The 16,173-nt window shown below is 66.3% G+C and carries 18 protein-coding genes; 8 read left to right on the top strand and 10 right to left on the bottom strand.

The features are described from left to right. Positions 1–187: 187 nt before the first annotated feature. The 4 genes from MLE27_RS11195 to dsrA form a co-directional block, all read right to left on the bottom strand. Positions 188–1,594: a cobyrinic acid a,c-diamide synthase CobB gene (locus MLE27_RS11195; protein WP_243312158.1), complete on the bottom strand. Its 1,407-nt coding sequence runs from the start codon at positions 1,592–1,594 to the stop codon at positions 188–190. 117 nt (positions 1,595–1,711) lie between these two features. Beyond that, positions 1,712–1,951: a dissimilatory sulfite reductase D family protein gene (locus MLE27_RS11190; RefSeq protein ID WP_243312157.1), complete on the bottom strand. Its 240-nt coding sequence runs from the start codon at positions 1,949–1,951 to the stop codon at positions 1,712–1,714. 60 nt (positions 1,952–2,011) lie between these two features. Then, positions 2,012–3,157: a dissimilatory-type sulfite reductase subunit beta gene (gene dsrB / locus MLE27_RS11185; RefSeq protein WP_243312156.1), complete on the bottom strand. Its 1,146-nt coding sequence runs from the start codon at positions 3,155–3,157 to the stop codon at positions 2,012–2,014. A gap of 17 nt (positions 3,158–3,174) precedes the next feature. After that, entirely contained in the window at positions 3,175–4,488 is a 1,314-nt protein-coding gene (dsrA, locus tag MLE27_RS11180; RefSeq protein ID WP_243312155.1) for a dissimilatory-type sulfite reductase subunit alpha, read from the bottom strand. 322 nt (positions 4,489–4,810) lie between these two features. Between dsrA and MLE27_RS11175 the strand changes: the two genes are divergently transcribed. Next, a complete protein-coding gene (locus tag MLE27_RS11175) occupies positions 4,811–5,488 on the top strand; it encodes a YkgJ family cysteine cluster protein (protein ID WP_243312154.1) in 678 nt (225 codons plus the stop codon). 34 nt (positions 5,489–5,522) lie between these two features. Here the strand turns inward: MLE27_RS11175 and MLE27_RS11170 are convergent, their stop codons facing one another. Together MLE27_RS11170 and MLE27_RS11165 are read right to left on the bottom strand one after the other, a co-directional pair. Then, positions 5,523–6,014: a hypothetical protein gene (locus MLE27_RS11170; protein WP_243312153.1), complete on the bottom strand. Its 492-nt coding sequence runs from the start codon at positions 6,012–6,014 to the stop codon at positions 5,523–5,525. A gap of 13 nt (positions 6,015–6,027) precedes the next feature. Next, entirely contained in the window at positions 6,028–6,519 is a 492-nt protein-coding gene (locus MLE27_RS11165; protein ID WP_243312152.1) for a YajQ family cyclic di-GMP-binding protein, read from the bottom strand. Positions 6,520–6,674: 155 nt separating this feature from the next. On the opposite strand from MLE27_RS11165, the gene MLE27_RS11160 reads away from it, so the two are divergent. Next, positions 6,675–7,952 carry a deoxyribodipyrimidine photo-lyase gene (locus tag MLE27_RS11160; protein WP_341482533.1) on the top strand — a complete coding sequence of 426 codons (1,278 nt, stop codon included), beginning with the start codon at positions 6,675–6,677 and terminating at the stop codon, positions 7,950–7,952. 85 nt (positions 7,953–8,037) lie between these two features. On the opposite strand, the gene MLE27_RS11155 is transcribed toward MLE27_RS11160, so the two are convergent. Further along, on the bottom strand, positions 8,038–8,559 hold the full coding sequence (locus MLE27_RS11155) for a hypothetical protein (RefSeq protein ID WP_243312150.1): 522 nt from the start codon (positions 8,557–8,559) through the stop codon (positions 8,038–8,040). Positions 8,560–8,686: 127 nt separating this feature from the next. On the opposite strand from MLE27_RS11155, the gene MLE27_RS11150 reads away from it, so the two are divergent. The 3 genes from MLE27_RS11150 (at position 8,687) to MLE27_RS11140 (ending at position 10,879) form a co-directional block, all read left to right on the top strand. Beyond that, positions 8,687–9,208: a toxin-antitoxin system YwqK family antitoxin gene (locus tag MLE27_RS11150; RefSeq protein ID WP_243312149.1), complete on the top strand. Its 522-nt coding sequence runs from the start codon at positions 8,687–8,689 to the stop codon at positions 9,206–9,208. A 7-nt stretch (positions 9,209–9,215) separates the two neighbouring features. Then, entirely contained in the window at positions 9,216–9,536 is a 321-nt protein-coding gene (locus MLE27_RS11145; protein ID WP_243312148.1) for a hypothetical protein, read from the top strand. Positions 9,537–9,649: 113 nt separating this feature from the next. After that, the gene (locus tag MLE27_RS11140) at positions 9,650–10,879 is read left to right on the top strand and encodes a CgeB family protein (protein WP_243312147.1); all 1,230 of its coding nucleotides are present in this window, start codon (positions 9,650–9,652) and stop codon (positions 10,877–10,879) included. A 71-nt stretch (positions 10,880–10,950) separates the two neighbouring features. On the opposite strand, the gene MLE27_RS11135 is transcribed toward MLE27_RS11140, so the two are convergent. The 3 genes from MLE27_RS11135 to MLE27_RS11125 form a co-directional block, all read right to left on the bottom strand. Further along, positions 10,951–11,232, bottom strand: coding sequence for a hypothetical protein (locus MLE27_RS11135; RefSeq protein ID WP_243312146.1), 282 nt, complete (start codon positions 11,230–11,232; stop codon positions 10,951–10,953). Positions 11,233–11,332: 100 nt separating this feature from the next. Next, positions 11,333–12,211, bottom strand: coding sequence for a M23 family metallopeptidase (locus tag MLE27_RS18190; RefSeq protein ID WP_243312145.1), 879 nt, complete (start codon positions 12,209–12,211; stop codon positions 11,333–11,335). A gap of 2 nt (positions 12,212–12,213) precedes the next feature. After that, a complete protein-coding gene (locus MLE27_RS11125) occupies positions 12,214–13,653 on the bottom strand; it encodes a DNA integrity scanning protein DisA nucleotide-binding domain protein (protein ID WP_243312144.1) in 1,440 nt (479 codons plus the stop codon). 259 nt (positions 13,654–13,912) lie between these two features. Between MLE27_RS11125 and MLE27_RS11120 the strand changes: the two genes are divergently transcribed. From MLE27_RS11120 to MLE27_RS11110, 3 genes are read left to right on the top strand one after another with little or no spacing between them, the layout of a single operon-like run. Then, positions 13,913–14,524 (top strand): hypothetical protein, encoded by a 612-nt coding sequence (locus MLE27_RS11120; RefSeq protein WP_243312143.1) that lies wholly within the window; start codon positions 13,913–13,915, stop codon positions 14,522–14,524. Continuing rightward, positions 14,521–15,369, top strand: coding sequence for a flagellar motor stator protein MotA (gene motA / locus MLE27_RS11115; RefSeq protein ID WP_243312142.1), 849 nt, complete (start codon positions 14,521–14,523; stop codon positions 15,367–15,369). Before MLE27_RS11120 ends, motA begins: the two co-directional genes overlap by 4 nt. Positions 15,370–15,372: 3 nt before the next feature. Beyond that, positions 15,373–16,125, top strand: coding sequence for an OmpA/MotB family protein (locus MLE27_RS11110; protein ID WP_243312141.1), 753 nt, complete (start codon positions 15,373–15,375; stop codon positions 16,123–16,125). Positions 16,126–16,173 lie beyond the last annotated feature (48 nt).

The following is a 16,173-nucleotide window of genomic DNA, read 5'->3' as shown; positions in this document are numbered from 1 at the left end:
GGGCGGGATAAGCCGATATATTTGAAGAATATCGGCATACCCCGCCCCGCAGGCACGTCGGGCTGGCTCCTGAAACTTTACCTGTATACGGGGAAAGGCCTTCGCATAGCGAAGTCTGAACGATTAGCAACGCGAAGCGGGAAGGGAGTCCAGAGGGCCGAAGGCCCTTTGGCCGCCGGAGGCTTCTTCAGCCCGCCCGGCCGTCCCTGAACGCGGCGGCCGCGCGCACGAAGTTCTCCGCCCAGTGGGGCACGCCCAGGGCGTGGATATGCGTGTAGGCCGCGAAAGTGTTGCCGCTCACCGCGCCGTCCATCCCATCCAGCATCCCTGAGCCACGCTCCATGCGCAGCGCCAGCACGGGCGATTCGCCATGCCCGGTGTAGCGCGACTGGGCCAGGCACTTGGAATAGTGGAACTCGTGTCCGCGCAGTACGGCCCCCACCGGATGGAAGGGGTTCCGCGCAACCACGGTGGCTTCGGCGTACCCCAGGCCCTGCGGCCGGGCGCACAACGTGGTGGCCAGCGGGAAGACCCCGGCCATGGGATAGATGGCACCTTCGGTGTGCAACTCCTCGCAGAGGTACATGAACCCGCCGCACTCGGCGTAGATGGGCGCGCCGGACTCGGAAAGAGCCCGCACCCGCGAACGCACCGGGATGTTGTCCGCAAGGGCCTGGGCCTGGGTCTCGGGGAAGCCGCCGCCCAGGTACAGGCCGTCCAGCTCGGGCCAGGGCTCGCTTGAAAGCAGGCTGACCTCCACGAGCTCGGCCCCGGCCCGGCGCAAGGCTTCAAGGTTCTCCTGATAGTAGAACCACAGGGCGGCATCCAGAACGTAACCGATGCGCGGGGCCGGCCCTTCGGCACGCACGGGCCAGATGTCTTCGTCGGTGGCGGGCATCGGCGGGGCGCCCCGGGCTATCTCCAGCAGGCGCGGCAGGTCGCAGTTGTCCGCCATGACCTGGGCGATGCCCTTGAGGATGGCCTCCTGGCCTTGATATTCCCGGTTGGAGATGAGCCCCATATGCCGTTCGGGGATGGGGTTCTCACGCAGCTTGGGCAAAGTGCCCAGCACGGGCACGTCGGTGTATTGCTCGATGGCCTCGCGCAGGATGCGGCGGTGGCGCTCGCCCGCTGTGCGGTTGAGGATCACGCCCGCAAGGCCCGAATCGGGTTCGAAATTCGCGCAGCCCTGCACGATGGCGGCCGCAGTGCGGGTCATCTTGGTGGCGTCGATCACCAGAACCAGCTGAGCCGCGAGTTTGCGTGCCAACTGGCTTGTGGAATAGGAGCCGAGCGCATCCCCGCCGTCGAACAGGCCGCGGTTCCCTTCCACGAAGGCCAGGTCGGCCTGGGCGGCTTTCTGGGCGAAGAGGCCTAGGAGCACGTCGTCGGGAAAGAGGAAGGGGTCCAGGTTGCAGGCAGGGGTGCGGGCGGAAAGCGAGAGCCAGGCGGCGTCGATGTAGTCCGGGCCTTTCTTGAAAGGGGCCACGCGCAGGCCCTGGTTCACCCAGGCGCGGGTCAGGCCCAGGGAGACGATGGTCTTACCGGAACCGCCGGACAGGCCGGCCAGAACGAGGCGGGGGATGGAAATCATGTGGGGTGTGGAGCGCGCAGGCCCCGAGGGCTCACGCCCCACGCCGTCTTCCCCGTGGGCGAGAGTCCAAGGGGAAGAGGCGCATGGGACGGGAAAAAGTTAGGAGTCCCGAATGGACTATTCGCCTTCTTCGGTGGCGTGCTGCTTGCCAGCGCCCTTGAGGCCGATCATGGTGGTGGAGCCCGAGGACCAGTACTCCAGGGTGCCCTCGGCGACCATGGTGTTCACCAGCTTGGAAACCGCCATCTTCTTCATGTCGGGAAGGAAGGCGTAGAAGTCCTTCAGGTAGAACTTGGACTTGTTGGTCTTGGACTTCAGGGTCTCGATGATCAAGTTTTTGGCTTCAGCGTCATCCATGATGTACCTCGTTTTGTATGCCGAGGGCGCGGACCGGGTCCGCGCCCTCGGGTTTTCGACTTAGAACTTGAAGTTCGTCGACTGACGCCAGGTGAAGTACGCAGGATCGCGGAAGTCGTCGATCAGGTGGTGGGTGAAGTCCAGCTCACACTTCTCGAAGAAGCTTTCCCAACCGATGCGCTCGGCCCAGTCGCCCAGGCGCTCGTACTTGTTGGCTTCGGCGGCATAGACCTCGATGATCTTCTTGCACACCTTGGCCAGCGTCGGCCAGCGCGGGGGCTCGTTGGGGATGAAGGCCACGGCGACCTTGGAGAACTTGGGCATGGAAATCCTGTTGGACACCTTGCCGCCGACCATGATGATCACGCCGTCGCCTTCCTTGTCGGAAAGGGGCAGCGAGGGGCACATGGTGTAGCAGTTGCCGCAGTACATGCAGCGCTCCTGGTTGACCAGGATGGTGTTGACCTTCTTGTCGCCCAGGTCATGCTTGCCGGGCTTCAGGGCGCCGGTGGGGCAGGAGGCGATGGCCAGGGGGATTTCGCACATGTTGTCCAGGTACTCGTGGTCGACGATGGGGGGCTTGCGGTGGAAGCCGACAACGGCGAGGTCCGAGCAGTGGCAGGCGCCGCACATGTTCAGGCAGCAGGCCACGGCCACGCGCACGATGGCGGGCATGCGCATGTTGGTGAACTCTTCGAAGAGTTCGTCCATGATCACCTTCACGGTGCCCGAAGCGTCGGTGGCCGGGGTGTGGCAGTGGATCCAACCCTGGGTGTGGACGATGTTCGAGATGGAGGCGCCGGTGCCGCCGACGGGGAACTTGTAGGAACCCGCGGCGAACTTGCGGCCGTTCAGGTCGGCCTTCAGAGCCTTGGCGGTCTCCAGGGAGGTCGTCATGAACTCGATGTTGTTGCGGGTGGTCCAACGCATGTAGCCGTCGGCGTACTTCTTCGCGATCTCGCAGATCTCGCGGATGTACTCGGTGGACACCAGGCGGGCGGTACCGGCGCGGACGGTGTACACCTTGTCGCCGGACTCGGCCTCGTGCACCAGCAGGCCGGGCTCGAGGATTTCGTGGGAGACCCACTTGCCATAGTTTTTCTCAAGAACCGGAGGCAGGAAATCCTTGAAGAACCGGGGTCCGATGTCGGAGATGCGGTTCTCCATGGGCTTCGCAGGATTGTATCCAGAAGAGACGAACGCCATGTTTTGTTCCCCCTTTTTTAGCGCTGATGCAGTTTGCGGTACTCGTTGATGTCACGGGTCCAGCCGCCGGGAACCTCATCTTCCTTCCAGAAGATGTAGGGGTTGGTGCGGGGCTCCTTGACATGCTGGGCCACAGGCGTGATGCCGCACACTTCCAGAGCCTTCTGGAAGCCGAGGCGCTTCAGGGTCTCACCCAGGCGCTCGCGGTTCTTGCCTTCGTCCATCCACCAGTCCCAAATGGACTCGATGACTTCCTTGATCTCGTCGAACGGATCGTCCGCCGGGATGAAGGGCACGAGCAGGGAGCTCATCTGGGCGCCGTCGAGAATGGGGGCCTTGGCGCCGATGAGGATGGAGGCGCCGCGCTCGTCACCGATGCGCAGGGCCTTGGGCATGACGTTGATGCAGTGCATGCAGCGGTAGCAATTCTTGGTGTCGATCTCGAGCTTGCCGCCTTCGTACTTCATGCACTTGGTGGGGCACAGGTCGATGACTTCCTTCTGGAGGTCGAACTTGCCCCAGTCGCGACCGGCGTGGGCGCCGGCGTTGGGCGGGATCTCGCCACCGACGTAGGCCTTCACAGCGGCCTGATCGATCTTGATGTCGTCCTTCCAGGTGCCGATGATGGAGAAGTCGGAGCGGGCGATGGCGGCCACGCAGCCGTTGGGGCAGCCGTCGAACTTGAACTTGAACTTGTAGGGGAACTGCGGGCGGTGCAGCATGTCCTGGTATTCGTTGGTCAGCGTGTGGCACATGAGCTGGGTGTCGTAGCAGGCGAATTCGCAGCGGGACATGCCCATGCAGCAGGCCGGGGTACGCAGGTTGGAGCCGGAGCCGCCCAGGTCCTGGTTGTAGGTGTGGGTCAGCTCGTAGAAAATTTCCTCAAGCTGAGGGGTGGTGGTGCCCAACCAGATGATGTCGCCGGTGGAGCCGTGCATGTTGGTCATGCCGGAGCCGCGGAAGTCCCACAGGTCGCACAGCTTCTCCATGTACTCGGCCGTGTAGAACAGGCCGGAGGGCTGAGCCAGGCGCACGGTGTGGAAATGGGCCACGCCGGGGAACTTTTCGGGCTGGTCGCAGTAGCGGCCGATGACGCCGCCGCCGTAGCCGAACACGCCCACGATGCCGCCATGCTTCCAGTGGGTGGTGCCGTCCTCGTAGGACATTTCCAGCAGGCCCAGCAGATCGTCGATGACATCGACGGGAACCTGCTGTTCGAAGCCGCGGGGGTTGGTGTGGCGGAGCTCCGCGGCATGCTTCATGTCAGAGACGAAGCTGGGCCACGGACCGCTCTCAAGCTGGTCCAGCAACGGGGTCGGGTGTTTCGCCATGTGTTCCTCCAAAAAGAGTTGTAAGAGTTACAGCCCTGTTTACGAAAATCGCGCCCCGCCCTTGCGGAAGCCACGTTTTCCCGACACGAACAGACCACACGCCCGCTGCCGGACGCATGGCGCGGCCATTTCATGGGGATGGACAAAGCAGATGAGTAATCCGGGAAAGTTGTCGATCATCCCAATAATCCACGCGCGTGAACTTTCTAACATGCTTTCTCCCGGGCTGCAAAGCAAAATTCCAGATGCCCGTTCACAACGGGGGTTTAGGGGCATTTAAGCTTGCCTGGGGGCATTTAAATCGTTACATTTTTCACAAAATATGGACACCCGGAAAAACACCCCTGCATGCCTGCGTTGCGGCGCCTGCTGCCTGCGCGGCGGGCCAGCCCTCCACCAGGAGGACCTCCCCCTGCTCGCCGCCGGGACGCTGGCCCGCGCCCATCTGCTCACCCTGCGGGCGGGCGAACCGGTTTTCGAAAACGTGGCCCAGGTGATGACCACCCTGCACAGCGAACTGGTCAAGGTGGCCTGGCTCCCGGGGGAGCCCGGCGCGGCGAATCAGGGCAAGGCCTTCGCCTGCCGGTTCTACGCCCCCGAAGAATCGGCCTGCCTGATCCACGAAACGCGCCCGGCCGAGTGCCGCGCCCTCTTCTGCCAGGACACCGCCGCCATCGAAGCCCTGTACGCCCGCGACCGCCTGACCCGCGCCCACATCGTGGACACGCGCGGCAGCCTGTGGGAGATCGTCTCCTTCCATGAGGAGAGCTTCCCGGCCGCCACGGCCACGGCCCTGGCCCGCGCCTCGGCCCGCGGCGACCGCATCGCCGCCAGGGAGTTCGAGGCCCTGGCCGACGCGGAGCGGCGCTTCCGCGAGGCCTTCGCCGCGCGCACGGCCCTGCCCCCGCAGGAGCTGGAGTTCTACTTCGGCCGCAGCCTGGCGCAAGTTTGCGCCCCGCTGCTCGGCACCCCGTCGCTCGGCGAAAAGAAGAGCGGCTGAGTCGCCGCCCTTCCGCTCAGTCCGGTCCGTCCGCTTATTGAGGCTTCTGCGGGGCCATCTGCTCAAGCCCCGGGTCGATCATGGGGTTCGGCCCCGGATCGGGCTTCACCGCCGCGTCCGCCTTCTGTTCCTCGGGCTTGCTGGGAGGCCCGAAGTCGAAATACATGCGGCAGTATTTCTCGCACCAGTCCGTAGCGTTGTTGATGGCTGGCATGCAGTTGAATGGTCCGCTGAACTGACGCCATTTGGCCGTTTGCAGATCGTTGCAGCCCTTGATGCAGTCGGCCTTGTCGGCGTGCTCCTGGGCCAGATAGCTCTGGAAGTCGCTGCAAAGGCTGTCGTCCATGCAGTTGCTGTCGACCTGGGCCGGCCAGCAGAAACCATAGAATTCCCCCGTGGTCATGGGCCGGTCGAATCCGTACGTCACGCCCTTGCCCGCTTGATTCGCACAACCGCCGAGGGATGCTGCCATCAGCAACGTCAGGGCCAGGTACACAAGGTTCATGAACGAAAAGGCGTGATGCATGGTGACCTCGGTTTCAGCTTTTCATGTTCACGTATTGGAGGGGGGTGGGCAGCTCCTTGCCGCCAAGGAGCTGGATGACAGCCTGGAGATCGTCGATCTTCTTGCCGGTGACGCGGACCATGTCGTCCATGATCTGGGCCTGGACCTTGATCTTGGATTCCTTGATGAGGGCCACGATCTTCTTGGCCGTGTCCTTGTCGATGCCTTCAGCGATCTTGGCCTCCAGGCGCATGGTGGAGCCGCCCGCGGGCTTGACCTCGCCGAACTCCACTGACCTGGTGTCCACCTTGCGCTTGACCAGGTTCCCGATGAGCATATCGCGCACGGCCTTGGCGCGCATCTCGCTCTCCGTGGTGACCACGATGAGCTGGTCTTTCTTGTTCAGGCTCACCTCGGTTTTGGACCCGCGGAAGTCGAAACGGGTGGCGATCTCCTTGACCGTGTTGTTCACGGCGTTGTCCACTTCCTGAAGATCGACCTTGCTGACTGCGTCGAAAGAAGGCATGAAATTCTCCTGTATTGGCGGGGATACCGTATGATCGCATTTTCTACATACAGTCGCAACGCTTTGCAACCCCGAGAGGCTTGGGAAGGGTGAGCGCGCGGCGCGGGCGCATGCTCTCACGGACTGCGGGGGGGCGGGGGCCGGTGCTGCATTGGATGCACCGAGACCACCGCCTGCGGGACAACTGGTCCCTGCTCCACGCCTGGGAGCTGGCCCGGGGCCTTGGCGCGCCGCTGGTCAGCGCCCACTGCCTGGACCCGGCCTACCCGGGGGCCGAGGCGGCGCACTTCCGCTTTCTTTTGGAGGGCCTGGACCAGCTGGAGCGCGACATGGCCGCGCGGGGCATCCCCCTGTTGCGGCTGCTGGGCGACCCTCCGGCCGAGATCGTCCGCCTGGCGCGCGCCCTGGACGCCGCCGCCGTGGTGGCCGACTTCGACCCCCTGCGCCACAAGCGAGCCTGGCTGGCCCGGGCGGGCACGGCCCTGCCCTGCCCCCTGCACGAGGCCGACGCCCGCAACGTGGTCCCCTGCTTCCTGGCCTCGGACAAGCCCGAGTACATGGCCCGGACCATCCGCCCAAAAATCCACCGCCTGCTGCCGGAATTTCTCACGGAGTTCCCCGAACCGCCCGCCCAGCCCGCGCCAGCCATCCCCTCCGGCCTCGGGCGGAGCGCCGCGGGGATCGCGGAGGCCTTCCGCACGGCCCGCTCCGCCTCCATCCCCGGCGGGTTCGCTCCGGGTGAGCGCGCGGGCCAGGCCGCCCTGGAGGATTTCCTGTCCCGCCGCCTGCGCGGCTACGCCGAGAACCGCAACGACCCGGCCAGGGGCGGCCAGTCCGGCCTGTCGCCCTGGCTGCACTTCGGCATGCTCTCGGCGCAGCGCGCGGCGCTTGCGGCGGCATCTTCCGGCGCGCCCGCCCCCGACAAGGAGGCCTTCCTGGAGGAGCTCATCGTGCGCCGGGAACTGGCCGACAACTTTTGCCTGCACCACCAGGACTACGACTCCACGGCCTGCTTCCCCCAGTGGGCCGCGCGCACCCTGGAAAAGCACGCCGCTGACCCGCGCCCCGCGCTCTATTCTCCGGAGGAGCTGGAACAGGGCCGGACGCACGACCCGGCCTGGAACGCGGCCCAGCTGGAGATGGTGCGCACCGGCAAGATGCACGGCTACATGCGCATGTACTGGGCCAAGAAGATTCTGGAGTGGACCCCGGACGCGGCCACGGCCATGTCCCTGGCCGTGGCCTTCAACGACCGCCACAGCCTGGACGGGCGCGATCCCAACGGCTACGCGGGCATCGCCTGGGCCATCGGCGGCGTGCACGACCGCCCCTGGGCCGAGCGCCCCGTGTTCGGCCAGGTGCGCTACATGAATTTCGCGGGCCTTCGCCGCAAGTTCGACATCCAGGCCTATGTGGAGCGCGTCCTGGGCTGACACGAGCCGCCCACCCCAAAAGGAAAAGGCCCGGATGCGCCATGCGCGTCCGGGCCTTTCGATATTGCCGGTTGCCGCTAGCCGGTTATTGGGGCAGCGCGCCCGTGCCCTTGGCCCTGCGCCTGTCCTCCAGCCTGCCGAAGATGAAGCCGAACAGGATGCCGGCCATGCAGCTCACGATGCAGGTGAAGCCGAAGAAGCCGATGAGCGCGTTGGTCTCGCCCACGGGGTGGCTCGCGCCCACGGGCCGGCTCCCGAACAGGATATGAAGGATATTGTATGAGGCGTAGAGTATCCAGGCGACCATGCCCGCGTGGAAGCCGTAGAACAGCCCGTCCATCATGCGGTCGTGCACTTTGGAGGACTCGACGTAGCGGTAGCAGATCAACTGGCTGATGACGCCGAACAGCGTGATGGACCCGAACGAGGCCAGGAACTGGATCACGATGGTGATGATCGAGGCGTAGAGGGGGTCCTTTTTGAGCACCGAGATCAAAAACGCCGGAACGAGGCTCAAAATCCAGATGCCCACCACCACGAGGTCGCTGCGGTGGGGCGAAAAGAACGAGGAAGACTTCTCTCGTTTATGCACCTTGGGGACAATCATGAACTTTTTGATTCCTCCTGGTCACGGATGGCTCCATGCCGGGAAGCACGCTAATGGCAACGAGGTTTGAAAGCAAGCAGGGCTTGGCTCTTGCCAGCGAAATCCCCTTGGGAGTAATAAGCCTCAGATGCGCATCCTGTTCGCCGTTTTACTGGCCTTGACGGCCGTTGGCTGTTCCCTGGCCGTGGCGCGGGCCCAGTCCGGCGCATCCCCGGAGGAAATGGAGGAGCGCGGCGGCCTGGTCTACAAGTCCGGCGAGGGCGTGCCTTACTCCGGGCTCGTGCAGGACCTGCACCAGTCCGGCCAGCCCCGGCTGGAGGCCCACTACCAGGGAGGCAAGCTGGCGGACAGCAAGCTCTGGTACGAGGGCGGGCAGATCGCCGAGGAAGTGACGGTGGCCGGCGACACCTGGACCATCCGCCGCTACCAGGAGAACGGACGCCTGGAGGAGGAGACCGTCGCGGTGTTCCGAGGCGGCAAGAAATTCTCCGAGCGCTCGCGCATCTGGGACGAGGACGGCAAGCTGCGCTCCGAGGTCAGCTCCCAGGGGGGCAAGCTCCAGGGGCCCTTCCGGCAATTCGACGCCTCAGGCAAGCTTGTGCGCGACGAGGTCTATGACCAAGGCGTTTTGACGCAGAAAAACAAGTAGGTACGCCATGAGAAGCATCCTGATCGCATTCGCAGCCGCTCTGCTGCTCTCCGGTTGTTCCAGCGACGACCTCAAGAAGCAGATCGCCGCCAAGAACCAGCTCATCGCGGCCCAGGAAGCCGAGATCAAGAAGATCAAGGACGACATGGCCGCCCGCGAGGCCGACCTGAAGAACCAGTGCGAGCAGCGCTTGCAGAAGGCCGGCGCGCAAAACAAGCAGCAGGTGGACGCCCTCAACGCCAAGGTCGCCGAACTGCAGAAGAAGCGCGAGGCCGACAAGGCCCAGAAGGCCGAGCCCCACAAGGCCAAGAGCAAATCCTCGCGCTGAGCGGTCCCATGCCCGCAGCTCCGTCCGCGCCGCCCGGGGGTTCCCCGGCGGCGGCACACGCGCCCGGCCCTTCTTCAGGCCCCCCTTCGAGTGCGGACTCCTTCTGGGCGCGGGTGCGAACGCCGCGTTTCCGCAACGCCGCGCCGCGCGTGCTGGTCTTCACCAGCGGCTATTTCCTCCAGCGCGACATCGCCTCGGCCTGCGCCCGGCTGGGATGGCCCTGCCACCAGCTCGAGCTGCCTCGGGGCGGCCTGGGCAGCACCGCTTTCGTGGAGTCCCTGCTGGGGGCCGCGGCGGCCTTCCGCCCCGATTTCGCCATCACCGTGAACCACCTGGGGCTGGACAGCCGGGGCATGCTGCTGGAGCTCCTCGGGCGCATGGCCCTGCCCCTGGCCTCCTGGTTCGTGGACAGCCCCCGCCTGATCCTGCACGATTTTCCCAATCAGCCAAGCCCCTGGTGCCAGGTCTTCGCCTGGGACGCGGACACCGTGGCCCCGCTTGAATCCCAGGGCTTCGAGAACGTGCGTTACCTGCCCCTGGCCACCGACACGTCGCTCTTTCGCCCGGACGCGCCCCCCTCGCCCGCGCCCGCCCACGCTCCCGCCCACGCTCCCGAGGGAGGTGCGAGCTTCGTGGGGGACTCCATGCTCCGGCCCGTGGAGCGCCTGCGCCGAAGACTCGCCCGCCATGGCCGTGCCCGCGATCTGGCCCTGTCCCTGGCCCCGGATTTCGCGGCCTCCCCGGCTCGGTCCGCCCTGGAGTTCATGCGCGCCGAATCCCCGGACCTGGCCGCCGCCTGGGAGGCCCTGCCCCAGGGCCAGCCCCGGCTGGATCTGGAGCAGCTGCTCACCTGGGAGGCCACCCGCCTCTACCGCCTGGAGCGCGTGCGCGCCCTGCTGCCCTGCGCCCCCCTGCTGGCCGGGGACGACGGCTGGCGGGCCCTGCTGCCGCCCCCCGCCCCCGGGCTGGACTGGCGCCTTGCCGGGCCGCTGGACTACACCCGCGACCTGCCGGGGTTCTATGCGGGCAGCGGCCTGAACTTCAACGCCACCAGCCTGCAGATGAAGGGCGCGGTGAACCAGCGCGTGTTCGACGTGCCCGCCTGCGGGGCCTTCCTGCTCACGGACGAACGCGAGCAGCTGCCGGGTTTGTTCGAGCCTGGTGCGGAGGTCGTCTGTTACGGGCATCCCGGGGAAGTGGCGGACATGGCCCGCCACTACCTGGCCCACCCCGGCGAGCGCCAAAAGATCGCGGACGCCGCCCGCCGCCGCGTGCTGGCGGAGCACGACTACACCCACCGGATGAAGGTTGTGCTGAAGGTGATGCGGCGCAGGTACGCCTGAGCGGTCGCGCCCCAAAACAGAAGGCCCGCCAAGGCGGGCCTTCGTCATCGTCGCGTGCGCGGGCGGCGGTTCTACCAGCCGCGTGCGCGGCGTCGCTCCTCGTCCTCTATCACCTTCAGCTGTTTCTGAGCGTCCTTGAATTCGGCCTCGGCCGGGCGGATCAGCTCGAAGTTGCCCGTGGCCTCGGCGCGGATCAGCGCGGCCCTGGCCTTCTCGTAGCGCTCCGTCACGTTGGCCTTCTCGGCCTGGAGCGTGTCGGAGGTGAGGTAATGCACGTTGCGCTCGTAGACTTCGTATTTTCCGCAGCCTGCGAGCACGAGCAGCAGGGCCGACGCCAGCAAAAATTTCTTCATCATGCGAACCTATGTGTATGAAAGGATGTCCGTTTGAAAACAGGACATTACTCGAAGCGGCGCATGGGCGTCCATGGCTTCGGCGGAAGGTGACAAAAGCTTAATTGAGCATGAAGTTCATGGGATCCACCGGGTTGCCGGACTGGCGGACCTCGTAATGCAGGTGGGAGCCGGTGGTGCGCCCGCTCATGCCCGAATGGGCGATGGGGGCGCCGCGCTTGACCTCTTCGCCCTCCTCCACCTCGGCGGACTTGAGGTGGGCGTAGATGGTGCTCAGGCCGTGGCGGTGCTCGATGACCACCATGAGCCCATAGCCGGACTCGTATCCCACCGAGGCGACCTTGCCGTCGGCCGGGGCCAACACCTGGGAGCCGTAGGGCACCCCGATGTCCACGCCCTTGTGGTACTCGCGGGAGCGGGCCATGTAGCGATAGCCGAAATCGGAATTGATGGGGCCGCGCACAGGCCAGATGGAGGGCCGGGCCGCGAACTCCAGGGCGCGTTCGTGCAGGATGGAGGTCAACTGGCGCTGCCTGCTCTCCTGGAAGGCGACCTCCTCCACCAGGGCGCGGGCCTGGGCCGCCAACTGACGGGCCAGGCGCCGTTCGGTGCCCACGCCGCCCTCCACCATCCCGGCGGTGCCCATGGGGCGCTGCTGGGCCTCTGCCCCGGCCAGCCCGGTCACGGAGGCCAGCTTGCCGTTGAGGCCGGACACGGGCTCCACTTCCTGGCGCAGCCTGGAGAGGCGGTCGTTGAGGGCCAGCAGCCCGGCGCGCTCCTGGGCGCGCTCCTGCCTGGCGGCCTGGACGTTCTTGCGCAGCAGGTGCAGCTGCCCGATCTCCGGCAGGCGCCACAGCAGGTGCGCGCCGCCGGCCACGGCCAGGGCCAGCAGGGCCACGGGCAGCCAGCAGGGGATACGCAGTCCGTGGCGCAGCCTGCCGTCGGCGGTGCGCCGGAAAAGCACGTACGAAGAGCTCACGCCTATTGCCCCTCCAGCCATTGTTCGAGGGTGGGGGGGTCGAGGTCCAGCTCGCAATCGTGCTGGAGCTCGCACACGGCGTTGAGCTGCACGCCGTCCTGGAAGCAGAACACGGGCGCGTCGGCGGAGACGACCACGGCCAGCACCCCGGGGTGCATGGCCGTGAAGCGCAGGGCGGAGTTGAAGCGCGCGCCCCGGGAGCGGTCCTCGGAGCCGACGCTGGTGCCGTCCAGCAGGCAGGCGAAGGCGCGCAGGTCTCCCCCGCCGGTGATGTGCAGCGCGCCGTCCAGCATGGCCAGTGATTTGGCCAGGTCGAGATGATGCGGGTCCTGCAGGAAGAGGGGCGGATCCAGGTGCTGGCCGGCCAGGGGCTCCAGGGAGCCCTGGGGATCGAGCAGCAGGGTGCAGCCGAAGCCCTCCTTGCGGGCCTCGTCCACGATGGAGCAGACGATCTGATAGAGGTCGTGCCCCTGGTCCGGCCCGGCCTGGCTCTCCAGCAGCGCCTCTTCGAGCACCACCAGGTTGGGCTTGCGCGTGGTGGAGTGGTAGGCCCCGTCCACGAAGCTGCACACGGGGCGGCCCCCAAGCCGCAGGAAACCGAAGCGGTCCTGGAAGTCGGCCGTGAGCCGGCAGGGCAGCATGTTCACCGGGCCGCTGATGCCGAGCACCCGCTCGCCGTCGCTGACCAGGCGGCGCAGGGAGCGCTCCACGGCCAGCAGGAGCTTGCGCACGTGCTTGGCGTTGCGCAGATAGGGGCGCTCGTTCTCGGGGAAGCGCACCAGCCAGGGCACCTGGTCGGCGTCGGCGGGCTCGATGAAGATCATCTTGCCCAGGGGGCGCTGCCCCTCCTCCCGGGTGGTGGAGACGTTGAGCACCGCCTCGAGAATGGGATAGAGCGGCATCTGCGGGGGCCTGCCCAGCTCGCGGCTCATCTCGGAGAAAATGTGGTTGCGCACGGCGTGCTGCTCGAAGGCCTCCAGGGCGTGCTTGGAGGCCGAGGTGAAGAACGCGCCCTCGGAGGCGAAATCGTGGGCCAGCAGCCAGACCGCGTGCTCCAGCCAGCGCTGGGTGGGCCCGGTGGAGCACATGTTGGGGTGCAGCTCGGTGAACCAGATCTGGTAGAAGAGCGGCTGGGAGTAGCCCCCCGCGCAGATCAGCCCCGTGAGGTGCAGCGGGTCGACCCAGGCGGTCTGGCCGAAGGGCTTCATGGCCTTGGTGTCGGGGGCGTTGTCGCGCCAGGAGGTGTCCTCGATGAAGACCTTGTGCAGCTTGGGCTCGTGCCCGCGCAGCAGCCTGCCGGGGTCGTGCACGGTGAGGGGGGAGTCCGCGGTCTCCGCCATGATGAGCGCGGCCCTGCTCGGGCCGGAGAACCGGCTCAGGCCCTGGCGAAGACCCTCCAGGACGTTGCGCGCGGATATCTGTTTGGCGGTGTTTTGAATCATGGCCCCAGGGCGAGCGCTGTGCGGGGGCCAGGTGCGCTCAGGCGTTTCTGAGCTGAAAAAAGGCGTATAAACGAAGTAAAAGCGTCTTTTTCCTGGCCGGAAGCGTCTTCGCGCCGTTTTCTCTACGGCAAAGCCCCCCCTTATGCAACCCCGCCCGGCAGGAGGGAATTTCGCCCGGAGCCCATGAAGCGCCTTGCGCGACGCGTTTTCAGCGTGTTACCGATTCCTTGACGCGCATCCCGCGCGCTGGAGTCCGTTCGTGACCGCAGACAACCGCAGGGCTGACTTCCGTATCGGCGTTCCCGCCCACTACGTCCGCCAGATGGCCGCCTGGACCTGCGCGGACCTGGCTCCCCTTCGCCTCGGCCTGGCCCGGCTCGGCTCTCCCCTGCTCCTCCAGTCCAAACGGGAGGAGGCCGCCGTGCGCCTGCTGGACATCTCCATCCAGGGGCTCGGCCTGAGCATCGACCCTTCCCACCCCGGCGTGGAAGCCCTGGTGAAGGCCGAAGCCTGCCACATCTACCTCAAGCTGTGGGACCCCTCGGTGGACCAGCCCTACGGCGTGCTCTCGGTGTTCACCAGCAACCGCATCGTGCGCGTGGTCCGGCGCGAGGACAGGCTCCTTCTGGGCACCCGCTTCGTGCGCTTCGCCGTGGGCTCCCGGCTGGAGAAGGAGTTGGAGTTCCTTGACGCCCAGGTCTGCGGGGTCACGGCCCTGGCCCACTGGTGCGACAACCTTTCGCGCGGCGAATTCGCCAACCCCGGGGAGGCCCGCACCGGCCTCGACCTGGACAACCTTCTGGCCGAATTGTCTTACGTGCTCTCTTCCGGGGGCGGAGCTGGCCCTGGGGCCAATGAGGACTTGAAATGATTGCAATACTTGGGATTCTTGTCGTCATTGGCTGCGTCGCCAGCGGCTACTGGATCGCCGGGGGCAAGTTCGGCGTGCTGCTCCAGCCGGCGGAGCTGCTGGTCATCGGCGGCGCGGCCCTGGGCTCCTTGCTGATCGCATCCACCAAAACCTCGCTCAAGCTGGTGGTGCACCACATCCGCGAGGTCTTCTCCGGCAAGCACTACTCCAAGACCCAGTACGTCGAGCTCTTGAGCCTGCTGGCCAGGCTGCTCATCAAGATCCGCCGCGAAGGACTGGCCAGCGTGGAGCGCGACGTGGAGCACCCCGAGGCCAGCGCCATCTTCACCGGCCACCAGAACATCAAGAACGACACGCAGATGATCCGCTTCATCTGCGACACCTTCCGGGTCTACCTGGTCACGGGCGAACCCGGCGAGATCGAGGGCATCATGCACGCGGACATCGAGTCCATGCACGCCCTGACCGCCCTGCCCGCCCAGAACATTTCCAAGGTGGCCGAGTCCCTGCCGGGCCTGGGCATCGTGGCGGCGGTGCTGGGCGTGGTGCTGACCATGCAGAAGATCACCGCACCGCCCGACGAACTGGGGCACTCCATCGGCGCGGCCCTGGTGGGCACCTTCCTGGGCGTGCTGCTCTGCTACGGCTTCGTGGGGCCCATGGCCACCAAGCTGGAGAACCGCAGCCAGGAGCGCGAGGCCTTCTTCGGGGTCATCCGCGCCACCATCTCGGCCACGGCCCACGGCGCCACCCCCATGATCGCCCTGGAGTTCGGCCGCCGCTCCGTGCCGGACATCTACCGCCCCACGTTCGAGGAACTCGAACAGATCATCCGGGGGGGCTGATCCATGTCCAAGGGCTCATCGCGCCCGGCCAAGCCCTCCCGCCGCCACCAGGCGCACCACGGCGGCAGTTGGAAGGTGGCCTACGCGGACTTCGTCACCGCCATGATGGCCTTCTTCCTGCTCATGTGGATCATGAACATGGTCCCCAAGGACGTGCAGAAGGCTCTGGAGACCTACTTCAAGTCCGAAACCACCCCCGCCGTCACCATGCAGGACCCCAACTCCCCGGTGATGGGCTCCACCAAGGCCAAGCCCCAGGCCCTCACCGAGGAGCAGGCCGCGCGCTACACCATCGCCATGCGCTTCAAGAAGATCATCACCGAGGACCCCTACCTCAAGCGCAGCTCCGGCGTGAGCAGCGACGACCAGGGGGTGCTCCTGCGGGTGAACAACGACAGCCTCTTCAAGCCCGGCTCCGCCGAGATCACGCCCGAGGCGTCCAAGATCGTCAAGGAAGTCCAGGACGTGCTGCGCTCCTTCAACCTCAACCTCATGGTGCGCGGCCACGCCACGCCCGACGAGTACAAGGCCGGCCCCTTCCCCTCCAACTGGGAGCTCTCCGGCGCGCGGGCCGGGGCCGTGGTGCGCGCCGTCCTCAAGGAGAGCGCCATCAGCCCCAACCGGGTACGGGCCGTCTCCTATGGGGACACCCTGCCCCTGGTGCCCGCCTTCGACCCCGACAGCAACGCCCTCAACCGCAGGGTGGAGTTCTATTTCCACCGTCCCGGGGTGATGAACACCATGGTGGTGAACTGATGCCGGGCCCGAACCGCGCGTTCGAGGCCCCGGCGCGGGGGTGATCCC

Origin of the sequence: Fundidesulfovibrio agrisoli (assembly GCF_022808715.1) — a bacterium.
Classification (GTDB): Bacteria; Desulfobacterota; Desulfovibrionia; order Desulfovibrionales; family Desulfovibrionaceae; genus Fundidesulfovibrio; species Fundidesulfovibrio agrisoli.
Note: the sequence above shows the minus strand (reverse complement) of the source record. Positions and strands in the feature narration are given on the sequence as shown.